This window comes from Lentzea waywayandensis, assembly GCF_900115955.1.
Classification (GTDB): Bacteria; Actinomycetota; Actinomycetes; order Mycobacteriales; family Pseudonocardiaceae; genus Lentzea; species Lentzea waywayandensis.
Map to the genome: position 1 here is coordinate 50,383 of NZ_FOYL01000011.1, position 23,520 is coordinate 73,902.

22 protein-coding genes are annotated in these 23,520 nt (G+C 70.0%); 6 read left to right on the forward strand and 16 right to left on the reverse strand.

Annotation, left to right across the window (positions count from 1 at the left end; translation table 11 throughout):
* Positions 1-229 precede the first annotated feature (229 nt).
* Genes BM417_RS33660 through BM417_RS33670 form a run of 3 tightly spaced genes read right to left on the reverse strand, consistent with a single transcriptional unit; the run spans position 230 to position 2,814 of the window.
* Positions 230-1,348, reverse strand: a complete 1,119-nt coding sequence (locus BM417_RS33660) for a site-specific integrase (protein WP_245822332.1) — start codon at positions 1,346-1,348, stop codon at positions 230-232.
* Positions 1,345-2,391, reverse strand: a complete 1,047-nt coding sequence (locus BM417_RS33665) for a threonine aldolase family protein (RefSeq protein WP_093602903.1) — start codon at positions 2,389-2,391, stop codon at positions 1,345-1,347. The genes BM417_RS33660 and BM417_RS33665 overlap by 4 nt, the downstream gene beginning before the upstream one ends.
* A gap of 51 nt (positions 2,392-2,442) precedes the next feature.
* Entirely contained in the window at positions 2,443-2,814 is a 372-nt protein-coding gene (locus tag BM417_RS33670) for a DUF4180 domain-containing protein (RefSeq protein ID WP_093602905.1), read from the reverse strand.
* 217 nt (positions 2,815-3,031) lie between these two features.
* On the opposite strand from BM417_RS33670, the gene BM417_RS33675 reads away from it, so the two are divergent.
* Positions 3,032-3,739 (forward strand): alpha/beta fold hydrolase, encoded by a 708-nt coding sequence (locus tag BM417_RS33675; protein ID WP_093602907.1) that lies wholly within the window; start codon positions 3,032-3,034, stop codon positions 3,737-3,739.
* A gap of 42 nt (positions 3,740-3,781) precedes the next feature.
* Positions 3,782-4,810: an adenosine deaminase gene (add, locus tag BM417_RS33680; protein WP_093602909.1), complete on the forward strand. Its 1,029-nt coding sequence runs from the start codon at positions 3,782-3,784 to the stop codon at positions 4,808-4,810.
* Here add and BM417_RS47170 read toward each other — a convergent pair.
* From BM417_RS47170 to BM417_RS49945, 4 genes are all read right to left on the reverse strand, one after another.
* Positions 4,726-5,052, reverse strand: coding sequence for a hypothetical protein (locus BM417_RS47170; protein WP_143138902.1), 327 nt, complete (start codon positions 5,050-5,052; stop codon positions 4,726-4,728). The two genes, add and BM417_RS47170, sit on opposite strands and share 85 nt — an antisense overlap.
* Entirely contained in the window at positions 5,052-5,606 is a 555-nt protein-coding gene (locus tag BM417_RS33685) for a DUF4240 domain-containing protein (protein ID WP_093602911.1), read from the reverse strand. The genes BM417_RS47170 and BM417_RS33685 overlap by 1 nt, the downstream gene beginning before the upstream one ends.
* A 746-nt stretch (positions 5,607-6,352) precedes the next feature.
* Positions 6,353-6,934, reverse strand: a complete 582-nt coding sequence (locus BM417_RS33690) for a DUF4240 domain-containing protein (protein ID WP_093602913.1) — start codon at positions 6,932-6,934, stop codon at positions 6,353-6,355.
* A gap of 52 nt (positions 6,935-6,986) precedes the next feature.
* The gene (locus BM417_RS49945; RefSeq protein WP_093602915.1) at positions 6,987-7,562 is read right to left on the reverse strand and encodes a DUF4240 domain-containing protein; all 576 of its coding nucleotides are present in this window, start codon (positions 7,560-7,562) and stop codon (positions 6,987-6,989) included.
* Positions 7,563-7,638: 76 nt separating this feature from the next.
* On the opposite strand from BM417_RS49945, the gene hrpA reads away from it, so the two are divergent.
* The 3 genes from hrpA to BM417_RS33715 all read left to right on the forward strand — a co-directional run bounded on the left by hrpA (position 7,639) and on the right by BM417_RS33715 (position 12,510).
* Complete coding sequence (gene hrpA, locus BM417_RS33700; protein WP_093602916.1) at positions 7,639-11,505, forward strand: ATP-dependent RNA helicase HrpA; 3,867 nt, start codon at positions 7,639-7,641, stop codon at positions 11,503-11,505.
* 16 nt (positions 11,506-11,521) lie between these two features.
* Positions 11,522-12,061 carry a hypothetical protein gene (locus BM417_RS33705; RefSeq protein ID WP_143138903.1) on the forward strand — a complete coding sequence of 180 codons (540 nt, stop codon included), beginning with the start codon at positions 11,522-11,524 and terminating at the stop codon, positions 12,059-12,061.
* A 221-nt stretch (positions 12,062-12,282) separates the two neighbouring features.
* Positions 12,283-12,510: a Cif family virulence factor gene (locus BM417_RS33715; protein WP_218164647.1), complete on the forward strand. Its 228-nt coding sequence runs from the start codon at positions 12,283-12,285 to the stop codon at positions 12,508-12,510.
* Here BM417_RS33715 and BM417_RS33720 read toward each other — a convergent pair.
* From BM417_RS33720 to BM417_RS33730, 3 genes are read right to left on the reverse strand one after another with little or no spacing between them, the layout of a single operon-like run.
* Positions 12,479-13,243, reverse strand: a complete 765-nt coding sequence (locus BM417_RS33720) for an ATP-binding cassette domain-containing protein (RefSeq protein ID WP_093602920.1) — start codon at positions 13,241-13,243, stop codon at positions 12,479-12,481. The genes BM417_RS33715 and BM417_RS33720 overlap by 32 nt on opposite strands.
* Complete coding sequence (locus tag BM417_RS33725; protein WP_093602922.1) at positions 13,240-14,241, reverse strand: ABC transporter permease; 1,002 nt, start codon at positions 14,239-14,241, stop codon at positions 13,240-13,242. Before BM417_RS33725 ends, BM417_RS33720 begins: the two co-directional genes overlap by 4 nt.
* 3 nt (positions 14,242-14,244) lie before the next feature.
* A complete protein-coding gene (locus BM417_RS33730; RefSeq protein WP_093602924.1) occupies positions 14,245-15,258 on the reverse strand; it encodes a sugar ABC transporter substrate-binding protein in 1,014 nt (337 codons plus the stop codon).
* 136 nt (positions 15,259-15,394) lie between these two features.
* On the opposite strand from BM417_RS33730, the gene BM417_RS33735 reads away from it, so the two are divergent.
* A complete protein-coding gene (locus BM417_RS33735; RefSeq protein WP_093602926.1) occupies positions 15,395-16,426 on the forward strand; it encodes a LacI family DNA-binding transcriptional regulator in 1,032 nt (343 codons plus the stop codon).
* Here the strand turns inward: BM417_RS33735 and BM417_RS33740 are convergent.
* The 6 genes from BM417_RS33740 to BM417_RS33765 form a co-directional block, all read right to left on the reverse strand.
* Positions 16,419-17,186 carry an alpha/beta hydrolase gene (locus BM417_RS33740; RefSeq protein ID WP_093602928.1) on the reverse strand — a complete coding sequence of 256 codons (768 nt, stop codon included), beginning with the start codon at positions 17,184-17,186 and terminating at the stop codon, positions 16,419-16,421. The two genes, BM417_RS33735 and BM417_RS33740, sit on opposite strands and share 8 nt — an antisense overlap.
* Positions 17,187-17,311: 125 nt before the next feature.
* Positions 17,312-18,283, reverse strand: a complete 972-nt coding sequence (locus tag BM417_RS33745) for a PP2C family serine/threonine-protein phosphatase (protein ID WP_093602930.1) — start codon at positions 18,281-18,283, stop codon at positions 17,312-17,314.
* On the reverse strand, positions 18,283-20,415 hold the full coding sequence (locus BM417_RS33750) for a serine/threonine-protein kinase (protein ID WP_093602932.1): 2,133 nt from the start codon (positions 20,413-20,415) through the stop codon (positions 18,283-18,285). Before BM417_RS33750 ends, BM417_RS33745 begins: the two co-directional genes overlap by 1 nt.
* 9 nt (positions 20,416-20,424) lie before the next feature.
* Positions 20,425-21,381, reverse strand: a complete 957-nt coding sequence (locus BM417_RS33755) for a glutamate ABC transporter substrate-binding protein (RefSeq protein WP_245822333.1) — start codon at positions 21,379-21,381, stop codon at positions 20,425-20,427.
* A complete protein-coding gene (locus tag BM417_RS33760) occupies positions 21,378-22,619 on the reverse strand; it encodes a hypothetical protein (protein WP_143138904.1) in 1,242 nt (413 codons plus the stop codon). The genes BM417_RS33755 and BM417_RS33760 overlap by 4 nt, the downstream gene beginning before the upstream one ends.
* 106 nt (positions 22,620-22,725) lie before the next feature.
* A complete protein-coding gene (locus tag BM417_RS33765; RefSeq protein WP_218164648.1) occupies positions 22,726-23,481 on the reverse strand; it encodes a TetR/AcrR family transcriptional regulator in 756 nt (251 codons plus the stop codon).
* Positions 23,482-23,520 lie beyond the last annotated feature (39 nt).

The following is a 23,520-nucleotide window of genomic DNA, read 5'->3' on the forward strand; positions in this document are numbered from 1 at the left end:
ACTCCCAAAGTGCGAGATTGCTTCACGAATTGAGCCGATGCGCTGGTCAGGACACCGGGTTTTGCCCGAATGGCGGGACAAAAGAGCAGCTCAAACGGCGTGGAAACACGACGGAAACTTCCCGGTACACCCGTGCTGATGGGCTAACGAACTGCTCTGTTCGGTGCAGCCCTACCGGAGGGGATCTTGTTTACAGTTAACTACGCACAGTGAGAGCTGGGTCACAGAATCAGAGGCCCAGGCGGGTCACGGCGTTGTCCTCGAGAGGGTTCGCGGTCCGGATGTAGCGGTGCACCGTGCGCGGGTTGGTCCACCGGCCCTGCCGCATGATCTCCCGGTCGCTGGCCCCGCCCAGCGCCGCCTGCGTCGCGAACCCCGCCCGCAGCGAGTGCCCGCCGAACAACGCCGGATCCAGCCCCGCCCGCACCGCGTACCGCTTCACCAGCTCCGCCACCGCACGCCCCGACATCGCCTTGCCGCCGATGCCGCCGTGCCGGTTGATGATCGGGAACACCGCACCCTGACGCCCGCTCGCCTGATAGCCGTGGCAGCGGTGCAGACCGGTCTCGGCGATCTCGCGGCCGTCGAGCACGTCGGCCCAGTCCGCGAACGCGCACACCGGGCAGGTCGGCCGCCTGCTGCCGCGCGGCAGCACCACCGACTGCTGGTGCTTGCCCGTCTGGTCGGTCTTCGTGGTGCCCAGCCGGATCAGCAGCAGCGGCTCGTGCGTGCGCGGATCCACGTCCACCGTGACGTCCTCGAACTCGATCCGCGCCAGCTCACTGCGCCGCAGCGCGCCCGCGAACCCCACCAGCAGCAGCAACGCGTCCCTCGCGCGCGCCGGGCCGTCCTGAGGCCGTTCGCTGAGCAGCGCCTCGAGCGTGTCGAGCAACACCGGCCGCTTGCGCCGGGGCTGTGACTTGCGCGTGCGCCGGATACCGCGCAACGTCAGCCGCACGACGTCACTGCGCGTGGGGCTGGGCAGCCCGTTCGCCGCGTGCACCGCCGCGATCGCCGCCGACTTGCGTTCCAACGTCGACGCGCCGAACGCCGGCGACCCGTCCGGCTTCACCGTGTCCGCCGCGACCGCCAGATAGACCGCCACGTCCAGCGGGTCCGCGGGCAACGCCTGGCGGCCCTCGGCCTGACACCAGCCGGCCCACGCGATCCAGTCCGACCGGTAGGCGCGCACCGTGTTCGGGGATTGAGCGCTGCGCAGATAGCCGCTGAGCGAGGCCGCCTGCTCGTCGTCGAACCGTTCGCGCACCCTCACGAGCGCGTCGGCGTCGATCAGCACCGAGTGCGAGACCCGGACCAGCGCGTGCTGGACGGGTTCGGGCAGGCTCACACCCGCGATGGTAGTCCTCTGATCAACTCCGCGACCTCGCGCGGCGTGAACTCCAGCCCGCTGATCCCCACGCTCACCTCGAAGCTGCACCGCCGCGGATCCGGATTCGACCGCGCGTACAGGAACAGCTTGATGCCCGTCTCCTCCAGCAGGTTCTGCGCCGCCCGCTGCGCGTCGCGGCGTGACATCGGCAGGTGGACGTGGAACAGGGGAGTGGCGGGCACGTCCGGTGTGGTGTGCGCGAACCCGTCGGCGTTGATCGCCTCGGCCAGCGCCTGCGCGTGTTGCCTGAACTCCGCCATCCTCGGCAGGTTCGCGTCCATGCCCATCAACGCGATGGCCGCCAGCGGCCACGCGTCCGCGATCGCCCCGCCCATCCGGCGCCGCCACACCTCCGCCTGCTCGATCGTCTCGGCGTCCCCGGCCAGCACCGCGCCGCGCACCCCTTCGAGTCCTTTGTAGAGCGACACGTACACCGTGTCGAACAACGCGCCGATCTCCGCGAACGTGGCGTCGTACCCGGTCTGCGCCTCCCACAGCCGCGCGCCGTCGCAGTGCGCGGCCGCGCCGGACTGTCTGGCCCACTTCGTCTGTGCCGCCAAGTCCCCGAAGGTGGGCAGCACGCCGCCGATGTCGCGTTGTGGCAGCTCGAACACCACGGCCGCGAGCGGTTCGAGCACCGCCTTCAGGTCATCGAGGCCGAACAGTTCGTTGCGGTCACCCACGGGGTGGAACCGCAGGCCGTGCAGCGCGTTGTAGCCCTGGTTCTCCCACACGTGCAGGTGCGTCTGCGGATGACCGGCGAACGCCCGCCGGCCCGTCCGTTCCGCGTGCACCCGCAGCACCACCTGCTGCGCCATCGTCCCCGACGGGAAGAACAACGCCCGCGGCTTGCCCAGCAGCCGCGCGACCCGGTGTTCCAGTTCCCGCACCGGATCCTCCGGCCGCGTGTCCGGCGTGACGTGCTCGGCCAGGCGGCGCACGAGCTCGAACGGCGACTTGCGCGGACCGCTGTGCTGCGACAGCGAACGACGGATCTCCATGACCGGACGATACCTATTGCAACTTAGTGGCAACAGGGCCGTTCGCCGTGATCAGGCCGCCGCGCTCAGACGTGCGTCCAGCTCGGCCCCGTCCGCCACGAACCACAGCTGCCTGCCCCGGTTCGACTCGTAGACGAAGTCCCGCAACGCCGTGCTCGCCGCCACCTGCTCGGTGATGTCCCCGACCACCACGACCCGGAACCCGTACTGCTGGAACTTCTGCACCACCGCGCCCGCCACCCGTGTGCGCAACACGAGGAAGTCCTCGGACAACCGCGCCACCGGCAGCACCAGCCACTGCACGTCCTGCCCCCACAACGTGCCGATCAGGTCCACAGCGGACTGCTCGTCGGTGATCGCGGGACCGTCCGCGGCGCACATCAGCACCGTCGCGCCGTGGCGCGTCTGCACAACATCAGGCATGGCCCCGCAACCTAGTCGCGGCCCGCACCCGATGTCGCGCCGAATATCGCGCGCGACCGGTGATCACCTCTTGCTAGGGTCGCCGCACGCGATCGGCCCGAGGAGGTGAGTCCCATCAACGCGGTCATCCCAGATGGGCGTTCCCTCCCGCTTTCGGCCTGACGCCGTCCGCGCGTCGCCACGGGAGCGCTCCAGTCATCCCGAAGGGCGAACAGCCATGCGTTTCACCTCCGAATCAACCTCTCCCGACGGCACCACCGAACGCGACTTCGTCCACGACGGCGTCCCCGGCGTGCTCTGGACCCCCGCAGGCACCCCCACCGGGCTCGTGCTCAGCGCACACGGCGGCGGCCAGCACAAACGAGCCCCCGGCATCGCCGCCCGCGCGGCACGGTGCACCGCCGCCGGACTCGCCGTCGTCACCCTCGACGCACCAGGCCACGGCGACCGGCCCCGCACCGCCGACGACGAGCGGTTCGCCACCGAGATCCGCTCCCGCATCACCTCAGGCCAGGACGCCGGCGCGCTCGTCGCCGACTACAACGCCCTGCAAGCCGCGCGGGCGATCCCGGAATGGCGCTCCGTCCTCGACGCCCTGCCCGCCACCGGCGACACCGTCGGATTCTGGGGCGTGTCCATGGGCAGCGCCCTCGGCATCCCGCTCGTCGCCGCCGAACCCCGCATCAGCACGGCCGTGTTCGGCCTGATCGGCGCCACCGGACCGTTGGTGGGCGCGGCGGAGACGATCACCGCGTCTGTGCGGTTCCTGCTCCAGTGGGACGACCAGCTCGTCGCCCGCGACGCCGGCCTCGCGATGTTCGACGCCTTCGCCACCCGCCAGAAGTCCTTGCACGCCAACCCCGGAGGCCACGGCGAGGTCCCCGAGCACGAACTCGCCGACGCGATCGCGTTCCTCGCCGGATAAATCCCGGGCGCTCACGGGCAGGCCTGGGTAGCGTCGCGCCACATGCGTGATCTCGCGACGTTGCCCAAGGCCCACCTGCACGTGCACCTGGAAAGCACCGTGCGCCCGGACACCCTCGCCGAGCTCGCCGAGCACCACGGCGTCGACGTGCCGGCCGTGCAGGCCGGATCGTTCGACGGCTTCACACAGTTCGCCGCGCACAACGGGGCAGTACGGAACTGCCTGCGGCGAGCCGAGGACTTCCACCGGATCGCGTACGAGTTCTGCGCCGAGGAAGCAGCGCAGGGGACCCGGTACGCCGAGGTCACGTTCACCGCGGCAGCGCACGGAGAACGGCTCGGTGATCCGGACATGCCGCTCGAGGCGGTGTTGTCCGGGCTCGCCGCAGGACAGGCCGCCCACGGCATCGAATGCCGTGTGATCGTGGACCACCCCAGAAAGCGGTCAGTGGCGCGGTTTCAGGACTCGCTTCGCCTCGCGACCACACACCCGCGGGTCGTCGCGATCGGGATGGCCGGAGCGGAAGACCACCCGCTCACCCCGTTCACCGCCGTGTTCCGCGCCGCGCGAGAAGCCGGGATCGGGCTCGTGCACCACGCCGGCGAGTGCTGCGGAGCACCCAGCGTCGCCGAAGCCGTCACCGTCGGGCTCGCCGACCGGATCGGCCACGGATTCCGCGCACTCGACGATCCGGAAGTCGTCGCGCTGCTACGGGACCGCGCCATACCGCTCGAAGCCTGCCCGTCGTCCAACGTCGCACTGGGACTGGTCGACTCACTCTCCTCTCATCCGCTGCCACAACTCATCGACGCCGGACTGACCGTCACGCTCAGCACCGACATCCCCGCCTCCACCGGCACCACGCTCACCGACGAATACCGCCTGCTGCGCGAACACCTCGGCTTCGACGACGACACTCTCGCGCGCATCGCCACCAACGCCGTCGACGCCTCCTTCGCCCCCACAGGAACGAAGACCACGCTGCGTCAGGACATCGCCACCTGGCGGGCAGGCTCGAAACACACCAGCCCATGCCGGGCAGCCAGCAACGCCACCAGATCCAGCACCTGACGCTGACCCGGCCACACCACGTGCACGATCACCGCGTCCACCCCCACCGTCAGCGCCTCGTCCCACGACACCGGCGACGACGGATCAGGCGAGGTCCGCCGTAACTCCCGCACGAACGCCGCCACCGAGGGCTCGAACGCGCCCAGCGGCGAGGACCGCAACTCCGCATACCGGGCCGCCGCCTCCGGGAAGGACGCCGGACCAGGAGCCCGCCACACCACCACATCGACTGGCACGTCCATCACGCCACCTTCCCGAACAACGCACCCAACCGCGGAATCCGCGCGGAGATCTCCGCCGGATCAGCGAAATCCCACTGCTCACCTGCCGGATCCGGCGACACCAGCAGCTCCCGCGAGGCCACCACCGCCTCCAGATCACCGTCGAACGCCTCGGCCGCCAGGTAGTCGAGACCCTCCCAGTCCGGCCAGTCCTCATCAGCCCACGCGTGCACGCCACCACGCGCCGCCAGCAACCGCACGTGCGGCAGATCAGCCAACGCGTCCGGCGCCAAGGCCACCGCCTCGAACACCGCCCGCCCCTGACCCACCAGCCACGCTTGGAAGTAGAAGAACCCGTCGTCCGAACACAACCCGCCACAGATCACGTCCGCCGCGTGCCAATGCGCCCACGTGTCCACCCGGCGACGCACCTCGTCGAGCCGCACCGCGAACTCCACCACCTCGTTTTGAGGCAGCGCGGCCAGCGCAGCCGTGAGCCGCTCCAGCCGATCGTCCTGGCTGGACGCCTCCACAGCGGAGGACTCCACCAGGCCCCAGAACGCGTTCAGGTCCATGCCCGAAACGCTAGCGACAGGGTCTGACAATTTTTGAAGCCCCCGACATCCGCCCAGGTCAGGCGGCCTTCAGCGGCGATGTGGACAGGGGAGTGGGCAATCGGACGGCATCAGGGCAGGACGCCACGAACGTCCGGTGCGGTGAGAGCGGCCAGGAACGCGACTGGTCGCATCGCGAGCAGGTTGGACTCTTCGGTGAGGGCAGAAGGCGTGGTCGGGCGGGAGGGTGACCAGCGGCTGACAGCGGCGGGAACGGTCCTGGCACGCGGCCGCGGTTCGCGCGGGACTGCGTCCGGAGGCCTTCCGGTCACGAGAGCGCGCACACGAGATGCGTGTGGTGACAGCCGCGGTGGGCGAACAAGCGGGAGGAGGAGGCCCCGCCCACTCGGACCAGCGCCGGCGCGGGCTGGCTGGGGCGGGGATCGCGGCCGACAACCAGGGCACGGGACCGGGTCGGGCGGCCTCTCCGGTCACGAGATCGCGCGTGGTGACAGCCCCGGTGGGCGGACCGAGAGAGAGAAGGGGATGCCTCGACCACTCGGACCGGCGTCGGCGCGGGCTGGGTCGGGGACCGTGGCCGATGAACAGCCGACGACCTAGGCGTGGGGCAGTTGCCACGCCCCTGCGGCCAGCGGTCCCGCGCCGACACTGCCCGGACAACCCAGCGTTCCCACGGTCCAATCCCGGCACAGGCCGGCTGTCCGGCGGTCCCCACGCCGGCACAGACCGCCGAACCAGCCGTAGCGTCAGGCCGCCTCCTCCATCCCACCGGACAGCTCCCACAGCCGAGGCAGGCGCACCGCGGCCTCCAACGGTGAGTCCAGGTCCCACACCTCACCTGTGAACGGCCCCGCGTCCGTCACCGGCACGTGCCCCAGGATCGCCAGCGCGTTGTCCAGCGACCGGCCCGTCGCGATGTAGAACGCCTCGCGCGACACCCCGGCGAGCCCTTCCCACGTCGGCCACGCCGCGTCCGGCCACGACTGCGCCCCGACCGCCAGCAACGTGCGCACCGCCGGCACGTCGGCCAGCGCGTCCGGGGACGCCGCGACCGACGCCAGCACCTCACGGCCCAGGCCGATCAGCCACGACTGGAACGAGAAGAAAAGGTCCGCGGAACACAATCCATCGCACAGAACATAAGCCGCGTGCCAGTGTGAGAACGTGTTTACGCGACCGCGTGAGGCGCTCAGCAACGTCTCGAAACCACAAATGTCGCCAGGCGGGAGTAATGCCAGCCGCGACGTCAGCCACACGCGGCGTTCATGCTGGTCAGAGGCGGCGGAAGCCGACTGGTCGAGCAGTGCCCAGAAGACGTCGAGGTCCATGACGACGACGTTATCGGAAGGGTCTGACAATTCCTGGTGCCCGCCGGACGGGCTATCGCGGCACTTTCCCGAACAATGCCCACAGTCGCGGAATCCGGCGCGCGATGTCCGTCGGATCCTCCATCTCCACGTCCTCGCCGCCCGGTGACACGTCGAACGCCCGCGCCTGCCCCCGCGAGGCCAGCAGGTCGTCCAGGTCTCCGGCGTGCACCGCCTCGAACGCCGCGTCCGGCACCCGGTACAGCGCCTCCCAGTGCGGCCAGTCGTCGTCGGACCAGGCGTCCACCGGACCCAGCGCCGCCAGCCGCCGCACCGCGGGCATGTCGGCCAGCGCGTCCGGTGACGTGGCAACTGACTCGAACACCGACCGGCCCTGGCCGATCAGCCACGCCTGGAAGTAGAAGAACGAGTCCATCCCGCACAGCCCGGAACAGATCAGCGTGGCCGCCTGCCAGTGCGCCCAGGTGTCCACCCGGCGGCGCTGCTCGTCGAGGCGCACCGCGAAGTCGGCGATCTCACCCGCCGGCAGCAACGCCAACCGCCCGGACAGCCACACACGCCGTTGTTCCAGGTCAGCGGTGGCGGAGACGGCGTGATCGACCAGCTTCCAGAAGCCCCCTGCGTCCATGTGGCGACGCTAGCGGCGGGGTCTGACAGTTATTGACGCGAGCGAACCCGAGGGTCCTGACTATCCTTGACGCCAAATGGACACCCCGCACGCTGAACTGCACAAACGCCTGCCCGAGCTCATGCCGCGTGATCAACGCCGGCTCGCCAGGCGCCTCGACGGCGCACGCAAGGTCAAGGACCCCCTGGCGCGCCGCAAGATCACCGAGGAGATCGCCGCCCTGATCGACGAGGCCGCGTTGAAGGTCGCGCTGCGCCGGGAGTCCGTTCCCAAGATCACCTACCCCGCCGAACTGCCGGTCAGCCAGCACAAGGACGAGATCAAAGAGCTGATCGCGCACCACCAGGTCGTGATCGTCGCCGGCGAGACCGGGTCCGGTAAGACCACGCAGCTGCCGAAGATCTGCCTCGAACTGGGCCGTGGCGTCACCGGCCAGATCGGCCACACCCAGCCCCGTCGCATCGCCGCCCGCACCGTCGCCGAACGCGTCGCCGAGGAGCTCGGCACCAAGCTCGGCGACACCATCGGCTACAAGGTCCGCTTCACCGACCAGTCCGGCGACGAGACCCTGGTCAAGCTCATGACCGACGGCATCCTGCTCGCCGAGATCCAGACCGACCGGACCCTGTCGCGCTACGACACGATCATCATCGACGAGGCCCACGAACGCAGCCTCAACGTCGACTTCCTGCTCGGCTACCTCAAGCAGCTCCTGCCGCAGCGCCCCGACCTCAAGGTCGTCATCACCTCGGCGACGATCGACCCGCAGCGCTTCAGCGCGCACTTCGAGAACGCCCCGGTCATCGAGGTCTCCGGCCGCACCTACCCCGTCGAGACCCGCTACCGGCCGCTGGAGGAGGACGACGACCAGACCCAGGGCATCATCAACGCCGTCCGCGAACTGCAGGCCGAAGGCCCCGGTGACGTCCTGGTGTTCCTGTCCGGCGAACGCGAGATCCGCGACACCGCCGACGCCCTCAAACAGGAAGACCTCCGCAACACCGAGATCCTCCCGCTCTACGCACGCCTGTCCGTGGGCGAACAGCACCGCGTGTTCCAACGCCACACCGGCCGGCGCATCGTGCTCGCCACCAACGTCGCCGAGACCAGCCTCACCGTGCCCGGCATCAAGTACGTCGTCGACCCCGGCAACGCCCGCATCTCCCGCTACAGCCACCGCCTCAAGGTCCAGCGCCTGCCGATCGAACCCATCAGCCAGGCGTCAGCGAACCAGCGCAAGGGCCGCTGCGGCCGCGTCAGCGAAGGCATCTGCATCCGGCTGTACGCCGAAGAGGACTTCGAGGCCCGCCCCGAGTTCACCGACGCGGAGATCCTGCGCACCAACCTCGCCAGCGTCATCCTGCAGATGACCAACATCGGCCTCGGCGACGTCGCGCGGTTCCCGTTCATCGACCCGCCCGACTCGCGCAACATCAACGACGGCATCGGCCTGCTCCAGGAGCTCGGCGCGATCAACGCCGCCGAGAAGAAGCTCACCCCGACCGGCCGCAAGCTCGCCGCGCTGCCCGTCGACCCGCGCCTGGGCCGCATGGTGCTCGAGGCCGACACCACCGGCTGCCTGCGCGAGGTCATGATCATCGCCGCGGCACTGTCCATCCAGGACCCGCGCGAACGGCCCGCCGACCAGCAGGAAGCCGCCACCCAGCAGCACGCGCGGTTCGTCGACAAGGAATCCGACTTCACCACGTTCCTCAACCTGTGGGAGTACCTCAAGGAGCAGCAGAAGGAACTGAGCGGCAACCAGTTCCGCAAGCGCTGCAAGGCCGAGTTCCTCAACTACCTGCGCGTGCGCGAGTGGCAGGACATCTACCTTCAGCTGCGCCAGGTCGCCAAGCAGATCGGCATGCACGTCAACGACCAGCCCGGCGACCCGCGCAACATCCACATCGCGCTGCTGTCCGGACTGCTCAGCCACATCGGCGTCAAGGACGTCCTCAAAAAGCAGGCGCCCGGCGAGAAACGGCGTCCGCTCACCGAGTTCCTGGGTGCCCGCAACGCCAAGTTCGCGATCTTCCCCGGCTCCGCGCTGGCCAAGAAACCGCCGCAGTGGGTGATGGCCGCCGAACTCGTCGAGACCAGCCGCCTGTGGGGCCGCATCGTCGCCAAGATCGAACCCGAATGGGCCGAACGCCTCGGCGAACACGTGGTCAAACGCCAGTACTCCGAACCGCACTGGGAGTCCAAACGCGGCAGCGTCGTCGCGCTGGAGAAGGTCACGCTCTACGGGGTGCCGATCGTCGCCGGCCGCAAGGTCAGCTACGGCCGCATCGACCCCGAACTCTCACGTGAGCTGTTCATCCGCCACGCGCTCGTGCAGGGAGAGTGGACCACGCACCACCGGTTCTTCCACACCAACCGCGCGATGCTCGAGGAAGTCGGCGAACTGGAGAACCGCGCGCGCCGCCGCGACATCGTCGTGGACGAGGAGACGCTCTACGAGTTCTACGACAAGCGCGTCGCCCCCGAGGTCGTGTCCGCGCGGCACTTCGACTCGTGGTGGAAGAAGCAGAAGGACAAGAACCAGCTGACCTTCACCAAGGACATGCTGGTCAACGACCGCGCCGACGTCACCCCCGACGCCTACCCCGACCAGTGGCGCCAGGGCGAGCTCACGCTGCCGCTGAGCTACCACTTCGAGCCGGGCACCAAGAACGACGGCGTCACCGTCCAGCTCCCGCTGCCCGCGCTCACCACCCTGGACGACGACGCGTTCTCCTGGCAGATCCCCGGCCTGCGCCACGACCTCGTCGTCGCGCTCATCCGGTCGCTGCCCAAGCCGATCCGCCGCAACTTCGTGCCCGTTCCCGACGTCGCCACCGCCGTCCTCGCGCGCATCAAGCCCGAGGAAACAAGCCTGCTCTACGGCGTGGAACGCGAGCTCAAAGCACTCACCGGCGTGACCGTGCACCGCGAGGACTGGCAGTTCGACGCCGTTCCCGACCACCTCAAGCTCACCTTCCAGGTCGTCGACGAGCACAACCGCACCCTCGCCGAGGGCAAGGACATCGCGGCACTGAAGGAGAAGCTGCGCGACGAGGTCCGCGAGTCGCTCAGCCAGGCCGCCGGCCACCTCGAACGCACCGGCCTCACGACGTGGGACTTCGACGCCCTGCCCCAGACCATCGAGCAACGGCAGTCCGGCATCACCGTCACCGCCTACCCGTCGCTGCTCGACCAGGGCGAGACCGTCGCGATCAAGGTCCTCGACACGCCGGGCCGCCAGGCCTACGCCCACCGCCGCGGCGTGCGCAGACTCCTGCTGCTCGGCGTCAACTCACCCGTCAAACACCTGCAGCGTCACCTCGACAACGCCGCCAAGCTCGCGCTGACCCGCAACCCCCACGGCAGCGTCGCCGCGCTGTTGTCGGACTGCATCATGGCCGCCGTCGACCGGCTCATGGGCGAGCCCGCCTGGAACGCCAAGTCCTATGCGGCGCAACTGAAGAAGGTCCAGGCCGCGCTCAACGACACCACGTGGGTCGCCGTGCAGGAAGTCCGCAAGGTCCTCGAAGCCGCCCACGACGCCGAACTCAAGCTCAGCGGCCTCAAAGGCGCCCCGGACTCCGCCGCCGACATCCGCGCACACCTCAACTCGCTGGTGTACAAGGGATTCGTCACCCACACCGGCTACGACCGGCTGCCCGACCTCGTCCGCTACCTCAAGGGCATCTCGCGGCGCATCGAGAAACTGCCCGAGAACCCGCGCCGCGACCTCGACTGGACCGACAAGATCCACCAGGTCCACGCCGAGTACCGGGAACTGCGCGCGCAGACCCCGGCCGACGAACCCGCGCCCGAGCTCGACGAGATCCGCTGGATGATCGAGGAACTGCGCCTGTCCTACTTCGCCCAGACCATCCCGACCCGCTACAGCGTCAGCGACAAACGCATCTACAAAGCACTCGACGCCGTACCGCTGTGAGCCGCTACCGTGGAACATGCACTTTCCCGGGGATTCCACGTGGCAGGTGTCCAGCGGCTCCGGCGACACCTTCGTCCTCTACGTCCGTGACGCACTGGGCATCAGCACCCCGACCGCCGACGCGATCCCACGCCTGACCCCGCCGGTACCGCGCGACCACGACGCGTACGTGCCGGAGACCTTCGGGTCGGCGTGGGACCGGTGGTGGACCCAGTCGCTCACCACCGGCGGCGGAGGACACCCGCCCGTCGGAGTGCCCGAGCAGATGCGCGCCGACCACACCCGGTGGCTGCCCGACCCGACCTCGCCCGAGCAGCGCGCGCTGCGCCACCACGCCAGGACCGACTCCTACACGCTGCTCAAGGAGATCGTCGACCAGCTCACCGTCGAGCTCGGCCACGAGCCCGTCTTCAACCTCCGCATGATCGTGATCCCCGTCGAGGGCCAGTTCTGGAAGCGCGTCGGCAAGCACACGGTGCTCGTGTCCGAAGCGCTCAAGATCTCCCGCAACGTCATCGCGCCGCTGGAGTCAGTGCTGCGCGAGCTCGCCCGCTAGCGCCTCACCCGTGCGGTACAGCTGCACCAGCAACGGCCGGCCAGCGCCACCAGCGAGTCCAGCCGCTCGGTCAGCACCTTCGCGCTGAGCCGGGGCAACCCGGCGCGCAACCGCGAGAACGACCGCGCCCGTGCATCAGATCCCGCAACACCAAGGTCGCCCACCGGCCGCTGATCGCTGCCAGCGCGACCTCCACGGGGCAGTCCGCGCTCGGCCGCGTCGTGCGCCCGGACTACCAGCGGTTCCTCGGCCTCGGCCTGCCCATCGACGTCCGGCCGCGGCACGTCTACGACCACGACGGCATCGCGCTGCTCATCGTCGACTGGACCATCGGCGACGTGCACGGCACCGCCACCGACGTCGCTCGCCGGGGCGAGGACGGCCGGTGGCGGTACGTGATCGACAACCCCTTCGGAGTCAGCCAGGCGGTTCCATCGCGCCGGTCATGATCGCCACCGCGTCCGACATCGAGATGGACTTCGGATCCACCACCGCCTTGCGCCGGCCCAGGCGCTGGATGTGGATGCGGTCGGCCACCTCGAACACGTGCGGCATGTTGTGGCTGATCAGGATCACCGGCAGGCCGCGGTCGCGGACCTGCAGGATCAGGTCCAGCACCGCCCTCGACTCCCGCACGCCCAGCGCCGCCGTCGGCTCGTCCATGATCACGACCCGGCTGCCGAACGCCGCCGCCCGCGCCACCGCCACGGCCTGACGCTGCCCGCCCGAGAGGGTCTCCACCGCCTGGCCGGGGTTCTGGATCGTCATGATCCCCAGCGCGTCGAGCTGACGGCGGGCCTCGTCGCGCATGCCGTTGCGGTCGAGCATCCGGAACACCGAGCCGAGCACGCCCTTGCGGCGCAGTTCGCGGCCCAGGAACAGGTTCGCGGCGATGTCGAGCGACGGTGACACCGCCAGCGACTGGTGCACCGTCTCGATGCCGGCCTTGCGCGCGTCCAGTGGCGTCGAGAACGACACGGGGGAGCCGTCGAGCAACACCTCGCCCTCATCCGGGATGACCGCGCCGGACAGGGCCTTGATCAGCGACGACTTGCCCGCGCCGTTGTCGCCGATCACCGCGAGGATCTCGCCCGGCAGCAGCTCCAGGTCCGAGCCCGCCAGCGCCGTCACCCTGCCGTAGCGCTTGACCAGGCCCGTCGCCTGCAGGATCGGGGTGGTCATGCCTTCACCTTCCTGATCCACTGGTCCAGCGACACCGCGACGATGATGAGCACACCGACCGCCATCGTCTGCCACAGCACGTCCACGCCCGCGAGCGCGAGGCCGTTGCGGAACACGCCGACGATCAACGCGCCGATCAGCGACCCCACCACCGCGCCGCGGCCGCCGAACAGCGACGTCCCGCCGATCACCACCGCGGTGATCGAGTCCAGGTTGTCGGTCTGGCCCGCCTGCGGGCTCGCCGAGGCGATCCGGCCGATCAACGTCCACGCCGCCACCGCGTAGATCAGCCCCGCCGTCGCGTACACGGAGAGCAGCACCCGCGCCGTGCGGATACCCGACAGGCGCGAGGCCTCCAGGTCGTCACCGGTCGAGTAGACGTGCCGGCCCCACGCGGTGTTCTTCAGCACGAACGCCATCGCCGCCACCAGCAGCACCAGCATGATCGAGCCGTAGGTGATGCGCGTGCCGCCGACGGTGAACGTCTGCCCGGTGAACAGCAGCAACGACGGCATGTCCGTGCCGCGGATCGTGGCACTGCCCGAGTACCAGAGGTTCAACGCGAAGAACACGTTCAACGTGCCCAGCGTGACGATGAACGGCGGCAGCTTCAGCCGCGTCACCAGCATCCCGTTGAGCAACCCGCACACCGTGCCCACCAGGAAACCCAGCAGCAGCGCCGGCAACCCGGGCAGGCCGGTCTCCGAGGCGACCTTCGCCATCACGATCGAGGTCAGCACCATGATCGCCCCGCACGACAGGTCGATCCCGGCGGTCAGGATCACGATCGTCTGCCCCACCGCGAGCGTGCCCACCACCGCGACCTGCTGCAGGATCAGCGAGATGTTGCCCGGCGTCAGGAACCGCTCCGAAAGCAACGCGAACACGATCACCGACGTCAGCAGCACCACGGCCGGTCCGATCGTGGCCTGCGCGTGCAGCAGGTGCTGCACGCGCGTCAGCACGGAACGATCCCGTTCCTCCACCACCACGGTCATGGTCTAGCCCCAGCAGTTCTGCAGGCCGAACGCCGAGTCCTTCGACTCCACGCCGTCCGCGGGCTGGTCGGTGATCAACGTGACCCCGGTGTCGGTGTTCTGCGGCTTCGAGCCGTCCTTCGCGAACTTCGACACCGCCTCCACCCCGAGCTGCGCCATCTTGAGCGGGTACTGCTGCGAGGTCGCCCCGATCACCCCGGCCTTGACGTTGGTCACGCCAGGACAGCCGCCGTCGACCGACACGATCACGACGTCCTTCTCCTTGCCCGCCGCCTTCAACGCCTCATAGGCACCCGCCGCCGCGGGCTCGTTGATCGTGTAGACCAGGTTGACGCCGGGATCCTTCTGCAGCAGGTTCTCCATCGCCGTGCGGCCACCGGACGGATCGCCGTTGGTCACGTCGTGGCCCACGATCCGCGGATCGGACTCGTCACCGATGCGGGCCTTGTCCTTCACGTCGACGCCGAAGCCCTCCAGGAACCCCTGGTCGCGCTGCACGTCCACCGACACCTGGTTCGGGTTGAGGTCCAGCAACGCGATCTTGGCCTGCTTGCCGTCCTTCGCGAACTTCGCCTTCGCCCACTGCCCGATCAGCAACCCGGCCTTGTAGTTGTCCGTCGCGAACGTCGCGTCCGCGGCACTGGCCGGCTCCAGCGGCGTGTCCAGCGCGATCACCAGCAGACCCGCCGCCCGCGCCTTGTCCACCGACGGCACGATCGCCTTCGAGTCGCTCGGCGTGATCAGAATGCCCTTCGCACCTGAGGCGATCAGGTTCTCGATCGCGTCGACCTGCGTCTGGTTGTCGCCGTCCTGCTTGCCCGCGAACGACTGCACCGTCGCGCCCGCCGACGAGGCCGCCTGCTGCGCGCCCTCCTTCATCTTCACGAAGAACGGGTTCGTGTCCGTCTTCGTGACCAGGCCGACCAGCGTCGTACCGCCGCTGGAGGACCCACCACCCCCGCACGCCGTGAGCAAGGTGAGCAACGCCGCCGCGGTGACCCCGACACTTCTACGCATGGCAACTCCTACGTCAACGTTGACGTAACCGCCCGTCCGAAATCTCTCGGATCATGAACGGGAAAGCGGCTACGCGAGCTGTGCAAACGGGTATACCGTTGCGTCATCGTTGACGCAAGAGTCGTAGGACGTGGACATGGACCGAACAGCCGACAGACGCGAACCCACGATGCGCGACGTCGCCGCGTTGGCGAAGGTCAGCACCAAGACCGTCTCCCGCGTCATCAACGGCCTGCCCGGCGCCGGAGCCGAGGTCACCGACCGCGTCCGCGCCGCCGCCCGCACCCTGGGCTACCGGCCGAACCTCACCGCCAGCAGCCTGCGCCGCTCCGACCGGCGCAGCGCCACCATCGGCGTGCTGTTCGAAGACCTCTCCAACCCCTTCGACGCCGCCCTGCTGCGCGCCGTCGAGGACCGCGCCCGCCACGCCGGCGTCCTCGTGCTCGCCGGCAGCAGCGAGGACGACCACACGCTGCAACGCGAACTGCTCGTGTCGCTGTCCACGCGCCGCGTCGACGGCGTCGTGGTCATGGCCGTCGGCGGGCACCAGGACGCCCTGCAGCAGGAACGCGACCGCGGCACCCCGATGGTGCTCGTCGACCGGCCGCCCACCTTCGGCGGCACCGACTGCGTCACCACCACCAACCGCGACAGCTCCCGCGACGCCGTGCTGCACCTGGCCGCCCTGGGCCACCGCGACATCGCGTTCCTCGGCGACCGCCGCACCCTGTGGACCAGCCAGGAGCGCTACACCGGCTACCTCGAAGGCCTCGCCCAGGCCGGCCTGACCCTGCGCGACGCGCTCGTGCGCACCGACCTGCACGGCGCCGACCTCGCCGAGACCGCCACCGGCGAACTGTTCGACCTCGACCGGCCGCCCACCGCGTTGTTCACAGCCCAGAACCTCGTCACCGTCGGCGCCATGCGGCTGCTGCGCGCCCGCGACCTGCACCGCCACGTCGCGCTCATCGGGTTCGACGACTTCCCGCTAGCCGACATGCTCGACCCCGGCATCACCGTCGTGCGCCAGGACGTCCCCGGCATCGGCCGCAAGGCCGCCGAGCTCATCTTCGCCCGCATCGACGGCGACACCTCACCACCCGTGCACGCCGTCGTTCCCGCCGCCCTCGTGCGTCGCGGGTCCGGCGAGATCGCGCCGGTCAGCTGACCGACAGCACCGCGTCGATCACCTGCGGGCCTGACACCAGCACCTCGTCGTTGTGGTCCGCGCCGGCGATCTCGACGAGCTTCGCACGTGCCGCCGTCGCCACCTCACGGCTCTGCGCGGGCGGCACCACCGAGTCCTTCGTGCCCAGCAGCACCACGGTCGGAACCTCCACAGCGGACACCCGCTCCACCACGGGGAACTTGTCCTGCAACAACATCTTCACCGGCAGCCACGGGTAGTGGTGCGACCCGACCGCCGCCAGTGACGTGAACGGCGAGCGCAGCACCATGCCCTTGGGCGCGCGGAACGTCGCGAGCTCCGCGGCCACCGCCGCGCCCAGCGACTCGCCGAAGTAGACGACCGGCCCGTCGATCAGGTCCAGCGCCGCCCGCGCGTCGAACGTCAGGCCCTCCTCCGACGGCTTGCCGGGGTTGTCGCCGTAGCCGCGGTAGTCGAACAACAGCACCGACAGCCCACGCGAGGTCAGCTCGCGCGCGAGCGACACCCGCCCGGCCCGGTTGCCGCCGTTGCCCGGGAACACCACCACCGTCGCGGTCGCGTCCGGCAGTTCGAAGTGCCAGCCGTCGAGCAGCAGACCGTCCGCCGTCACCAGACGGACGTCGCGCCCACCGGGCAGCACCTCCTCGGCGGAGGGCACCGGGCCGGGAGAGGGGAAGTACACGAGCTTGCGCTGGAAGGTGAAGACCACGGCGACGATGGTGACAACCACCGCCACCGCGATCAACACCGGCCTCCGCATCAGCTCATTTCAGCAGCGTTCGCCCGTCGTGGCACTGCTTGACCGACGCCCATGGCGCGCCGGACTCTCCCGGCGGTGCCGACCCCCGGTCAGCCAGCGGTACATCACTCGAAGGTGTGGAGTTTCTACGGCTCGGCCGGAGCGAACGGCACCAGCACCACGGTGATGTTGTCGTGCCCGCCCGCGTCCAGGGCGACCTTCACGAACTCCTCCGGCCCGCACGGCAGCAACGGCTGCAGGTCCTCGGGCTGCGGGCGGTAGTTGTGCAGGCCGTCCGAGCACAGCAGGAACACGCCCGGCGAGGTCGGCTTCAGCGTCACGACCTGCGGTTCCACCCGGCCCGCGTCCGCGCCGATCCACCGCGACAGCACGTGCGCGCGACGGTCCGTGCGCGCCTGCTCCTCGGTCAGCACGCCTTCGGCGACCAGCTGCGCCGCCCACGTGTCGTCCGTGGTGAGCTGCTTGGAGCCCTCGTCGGACAGCCAGTAGGCGCGGGAGTCGCCGACCCAGCCGATCGTCACCGACGTGTCCGTGACCAGTGCGGAGACGAACGTGCACGACGGCGCGACACCCCGGCCGCCCGCCTCCATCGGTTCGTTCTCCACCAGCTGCTCCACCGCGAAGCACGAGGCGGCGACGGCGTCGATCATGGCCTGCTCGGCGTCCGCGGTGTCGATCAGGGCGTTGAGCAGCACGTCCACCGCGGCATCGGCGGCGGCCTGTGAGGCCTGCTCGGCGCGTTCGGAGGAGGCCACACCGTCGCAGACGACGGCGGCGACACCCTTGCCCGCGACGTGCCCGAACGCCATCGAGTCCTCGTTGCGCGCCCGCCGCTTGCCCCGGTCCGACACACCGGACACCGCGCCCAGCGCGTACTCGACCCGGTCACGCGCCGAGGGCTGGTGACGGCCGCACTGGGTGCAGTAGTCCTCGTCGTCGATGTCGGGCGACCCGCACAGGATGCACGAGGCCTGCGCGGGACCGGTCGGTCCGCCCAGCGGCGTGCGGCGGACCAGCAGGTTGCGTCCGCACGCCTCGCAGAACCGGTCCTCCGCCGCGACGGGCGCGAAGCACTCCGGGCACTTCAGGGTGTCCATCAAACCAACGTCCTAGGCCTTACCGCGTTCGCGCGGTCCACCAATGCGATCCGTTCCTCCGGCGTGGCCGCGAACCGGGCCAGCGTGCGGTAGCGCCGCTCGAGACCCAGCCGAAGCTCGTGTTCGGAGAGTGCACAGTCCAGCACCTTGCCCTCGGCGGCCTGATTGCGGGTCACGTAGTCGTACGCCGCCTCCAGCACCTCGGCCGAGAGCTGCGTGTGCGAATGGACGTCGATGTCCAAGGCGTGCAACCGTTCCCCGGCCGCGACCAGGTCCTCCGCACCGCAGTCGCCGAGCTGCGCGCGCACCGCCGCGATCTGCGCCGCCAGATGTTGCGACGACGTGTCCGGCACCGACAACAGCACCGCGACCGCTCGTGCCCGGTCACCGCACGCCAGCAGCACCCGCGCCAGCCCGAACGCCGCCGACACGTACGAGTGATCCGTGCGCCACACCAGCTCATACCAGCCCGCCGCCGCCTTGAGGTCCTCGGTGGCCTCCGCGCACACGCCCAGCGCCAGCTTCGGGGCCGCCTCACCCGGCACCGCCGAGCACACCGCGTCGAAGAACCCCAGCGCGTCCCCGGCCCGCCCGTCGGTGAGCGCCGCGAGGCCCCGGTACCAGTCCGGGCGCCAGTCCTCGGCCGGGTCGAGCTCCGGCTCGTCGAACATCGACGGCGCCGTGAGCGACTCCAGCTCCCGCATCGCCGCCTCGGTGTCGCCGGACTCGATCAGCACCCGCACGATCCGCAGCCGCACCTCCACCGTGAGCTCCGGTGCCTTGCGCAGCCCCTCCGGATCCGACGTCGTCGCCGTCGCCAGCCAGGAGGCGGCCGCGTCGGAGGTGCTCACGCTCGGCGCCGGCAACGCCAGCGCCACCTCGGCGAGATCGAGCGAGCCCTCCACGCCGAAGCGGCGGCGTTCCGGCGTGAACTGCCGCGACAGGCCCGGCCGCGCCACGCCGTCCTCGATCGCCAGCACCTCGCGCAGCACGCCCGTGAGCTGCTCGGCCATGTCCTCGGCGGAGGAGAACCGCAGCTCGGGGTTCGGGTTCGTGGCGCGCAGCAGCAACCGGTGGAACGACTCGAACCGGCCCAGCAACGCCTCCTCGTCCACCGTGGGCAGCCGGTCCTTGCAGCGGCCGCGGAAGTCGAACGGGAAGCTCATCACCGCCAGCGCCCGGCCCACGGTGTAGATGTCGGAGAACACCGACGGACCGATCGTGCCGATCTCCGGCGCCTGATAGCCGATCGTGCCGTAGATGGGGGAGTGGTGGTCGTCGATGCGCCGCACCGCGCCCAGGTCGATCAGCTTGAGCTGCTCCTCGGTGTGGATCATGTTGTCCGGCTTGAAGTCGCAGTACAGCAGCCCCACACCGTGCAGGTAGCCGACCGCGGGCAGGATCTCCAGCACGTAGGCGATGGCCTGCGCCAGCGGCAGCGCCTCGTCCCCGCGGCCCTCCCGGCGCCGGTGCGTGATCATGTCCTTGATCGACTCGCCGCCGACGTACTCCATCACGATGTACTCGACGCGCTTGTCGCTGTCGCGGCTCTCGTGCCGGATGAAGTTGTGGATCTTCACGATGTTCGGGTGCTCGACCTCGGCCAGGAACCGGCGTTCGGCCAGTGCCGCCGCCATCGCGTCCGCGTCGCCCGAGTCGAGCAGGCCCTTGAGCACCACCCACCGGTCGCTCACCGCGTGGTCGAGCGCCAGATAAAGCCAGCCCAGGCCGCCGTGCGCCAGACACCCCAGCACCTCGTACTGGTCGTGCAGCACCTCACCGGGCGCCAGCTTCGGCGTGAACGAGTAGGCGTGCCCGCACTGCGGGCAGAACCCCTCCACCCGGCCCTGCTTGCCGTCCTTGCGCCGCCCGACCTTCTTGCCGCACTTCGAGCAGAACCGCTTCGCCTCCGGCACCTCCGGCTGCTCCAGCACGGCGGTCTTCGGATCCCGGTACGGCACCCGCGGCACCTCGACCAGCCCGGCGCCCAGCCGGCCACGGCTCATCGACCGCGCGCTGCCCCGCCGCGTGCGGCCCGAGTTCGACCGCGACACCTCCTGCGACGACGACCAGGGCGCGGTCCCCGGCGCCGTCGACGGCCCTGTCTCGGGCAGCTCCAGCTCGTCACTCATCTCGGCCCCCTAGTCCCGATAACGCGCGACGGGCGGCGTTGGTGCCGGACCCAGCGGGGTGAGCCACCGCCGGTAGATCCCGCCCCACGTGCCGTCGGTGCGCATCCGTTCCAGCACGCCGTTGACGAACCGGACCAGGTCCTCCTGCCCCTTCGGCACGCCCACGCCGTACGACTCGTCGGTGAACCTCGACCCCACGACCTCGGTGTACGGGTCCTGCGCCGCCAGCCCCGCCAGGATCGTGTCGTCGGTCGAGATCGCGTCGGTCTGCCCCTGTTGCAGCATCACCAGGCAGTCCGTCCAGTTCGGCACGCTCACCGTCGTCTTCACCCGGTTCACCACGTTGCCCAGCGACGTCGACCCCGACGCCACGCACACCCGCTTGTCCGCCAGGCTCTCCACCCCGGTGATGCCGGAGTTGCGGCGCACCAGCACCCGCTGCCCCGCCTGGTAGTAGACCTGGGAGAAGTCCACGTCCTTGAGCCGGTCGCAGGTGATCGTCATCGTGCGGACCACGACGTCGACCGCGCCGCTCTGCAGCATCGGAATCCGCTCGGCCGCCGTGACGACCTTGAACTGCACCTTCTTCTCGTCACCGAACACGGCCTTCGCGATCTGCCGCGCCACGTCGACGTCGAAACCCTCGATCTCGCCGCTGAAGGAGTTGCGGAACCCCATCAGGTACGAGTTCTGGTCCACCCCGGCGATCAACCGGCCCCGCTGCGCGATCTTCGCCATCGTCGACCCCGGCGGCATCTGCCCGGCCGCGGGCAACGGGCCCGGTCGCAGGCTCGCCGTCGCGTCACACGACGGCGGCGGGTTCGCCGCACTGCTCGGCGCCGCGGAGACCGTGCTCGCGTTCGCCGGTTGCGGTGCCACGGCACTGCGCGGCACGACCTCGCTGGGCGCCGGACCCGCCGAACACGCTCCGAGCAGCATCACCGCCGCCAACGCCAGTCGCCTCACCTGTACTCCTTGAGCCGCTGCCACAACCCCATCGCCGACCCCGCCGCGCCGATCACCGCGAGCACCAGCACCCCGACCACCGTGCCCGCCAGCGACGCCCGCGCCACCGCCACCTCGTCGCTGAAGTCCTGCCGCGCCTCCCCGATCGCACGCACCAGGGACTCGTCGAGCGAGTCGAAGTACGGGTTGTCGATCAGCGCCACCGCGTCGTTGTACTGACCGGCGTCGTCGGCCTCGCGGATGCGCTGGTGGACCTGCTGCCACTGCCGGAACTGCCGCATCGCCTGGTCGACGGCCTCGGTGTCGCCCAGGCGCGTGGCCTGGTCGAGCAGGCCCTCCAGCCGTTCGGAGACCTCGACGAAGTTCTTCTCGTAGGTCTGGCCCGCACCGCGCGCGACCAGCGTCAGCGTCTCCTCGCCGCGTGCGGTGAGGGTCGCGATCCGCGCCTGCGCCAGCACGTCGACCTTCTGCGAGGCCGCCCGCGAGTCCGACACGTCGTTCATGACCAGCACCGACACCGTCGTCACCCACAGCAACGACACCGCCGCCGCGCCCGTGGCCACCAGCAGGCCGACGTTGAGCAGCCGGTTCGTCCTGCGGGTCAGATACCGCTGCGTGAGCACCAGCGCGATCACGAACGCCAGCGCCACCCCGACCGAACCCCAGGGGAAGTCCGCCTCGTCCTGCGCGCGCGACACCCGGTCGGTCTCCGCCCGGTACAGCTCCTGCGCCGCCGGCAGCAGCTGCGTGCGCATCAACCCCGACGCCTCACGCAGATAGGCCGCGCCGACCGGGAAACCCTGCCGGTTGTTCGTGCGCGCCGTCTCGATGAGTCCCGTGTAGACCGGCAGCTGCGCCGCCAGCGTCGCCGTCAGGTCGGGGGAGGAGGCCGTCGCCACCGACAGCGCCGCCTGCGCCTGCGCGATGTCCTTCTCGTAGCGTTCCCGCAGCTGGGAGGGTTCCAGTCCGCCGGACAGGAACGCGCTCGCCGCCGTCGCGTCCGCGTCCTGCAACGCCCGGTAGACCTCCTGCGCCGCGTGCGCGAGAGGCTCCGATCTGGTCGCCAGGTCCTCCAGCGCCCGCTCCTGGCGGTCCACGCTCCACGTCGTCAGCCACCCGCTCGCGAGGCTCGCCACGACCAGCACGACGACGATCAGGCTCAGCCGTCCCGGGGTCGACCGCGCCAGACCGGTGACGCGGCGCACCAGCGCCTGCCGGGGCTGCGAGTCGATCACCACGAGCGGGCCTCCCAGCGGTGAAGTTGATCGGCGTGGCGTAACTGTAGGCACCTCGATGACACCGTGTGGGAATTAACGACGCATCCCGCAAGGTGTCACTCAGCAGTTACAGCCGACGCGACTCGATCAGCCGATTGACGCCGTCCAGGATCATCTCCAGCCCGAACTCGAACGAGTGCTCCGGGCTGAACGCGCTCTGGTGCGCCTCGCCGACCGCGCCGCCCACGCGTGCCGCCACCGGGAAGCGGGCCGGGTCGAACACGGTCATCAGGACCGGCGCTGCCGCGTCCCACCACTGCTGGTCGGTCAATCCTGTTTCCTTCTCGGTCACCGCGGCCGCCGTCAGGCCCCGCGCCGAGTTCTGCACGTGCCCCAGCACGAGGTTGAGCACCGAGTCCATCTCCACGTCCGACAGGCCGACGCCCTCCAGGCCGCGCAGCTCGAAGTCGTACTTGGCCGCCACCTGCGGGCCCAGGACCGTGCGGGACGGCGCGACCTGCAACAACCACGGATGCCGCCGGTAGAGCGTCAGATTCTCCCGCGCCACGTACGCGAGATGCTCCCGCCAGCCCTCGGCCGCCTCACGCCCGGTCGCGGCCTGCACGGTGTCGACCATGACGTCGATCAACTCGCCCTTGCCCGGCACGTAGGTGTAGAGCGACATCGTCCCCACGCCCAGCGACTCGGCCACGCGCCGCATCGACAGCGCCTTGAGCCCGTCCGCGTCGGCCAGGCCGATGCCCGCCCGCACGATCCGGTCCACGCTCAGGTCCGGCTTGCCCTTGCGTGACACGCGTTCCTGGGTGCGCCACAGCAACGCCAGCGTCCGCGCCGGGTCACCGCTGCCCGTGTGTTCGATCACGAGCGCCACCCTATCGTACCGTATGGTGTACGGTACAGA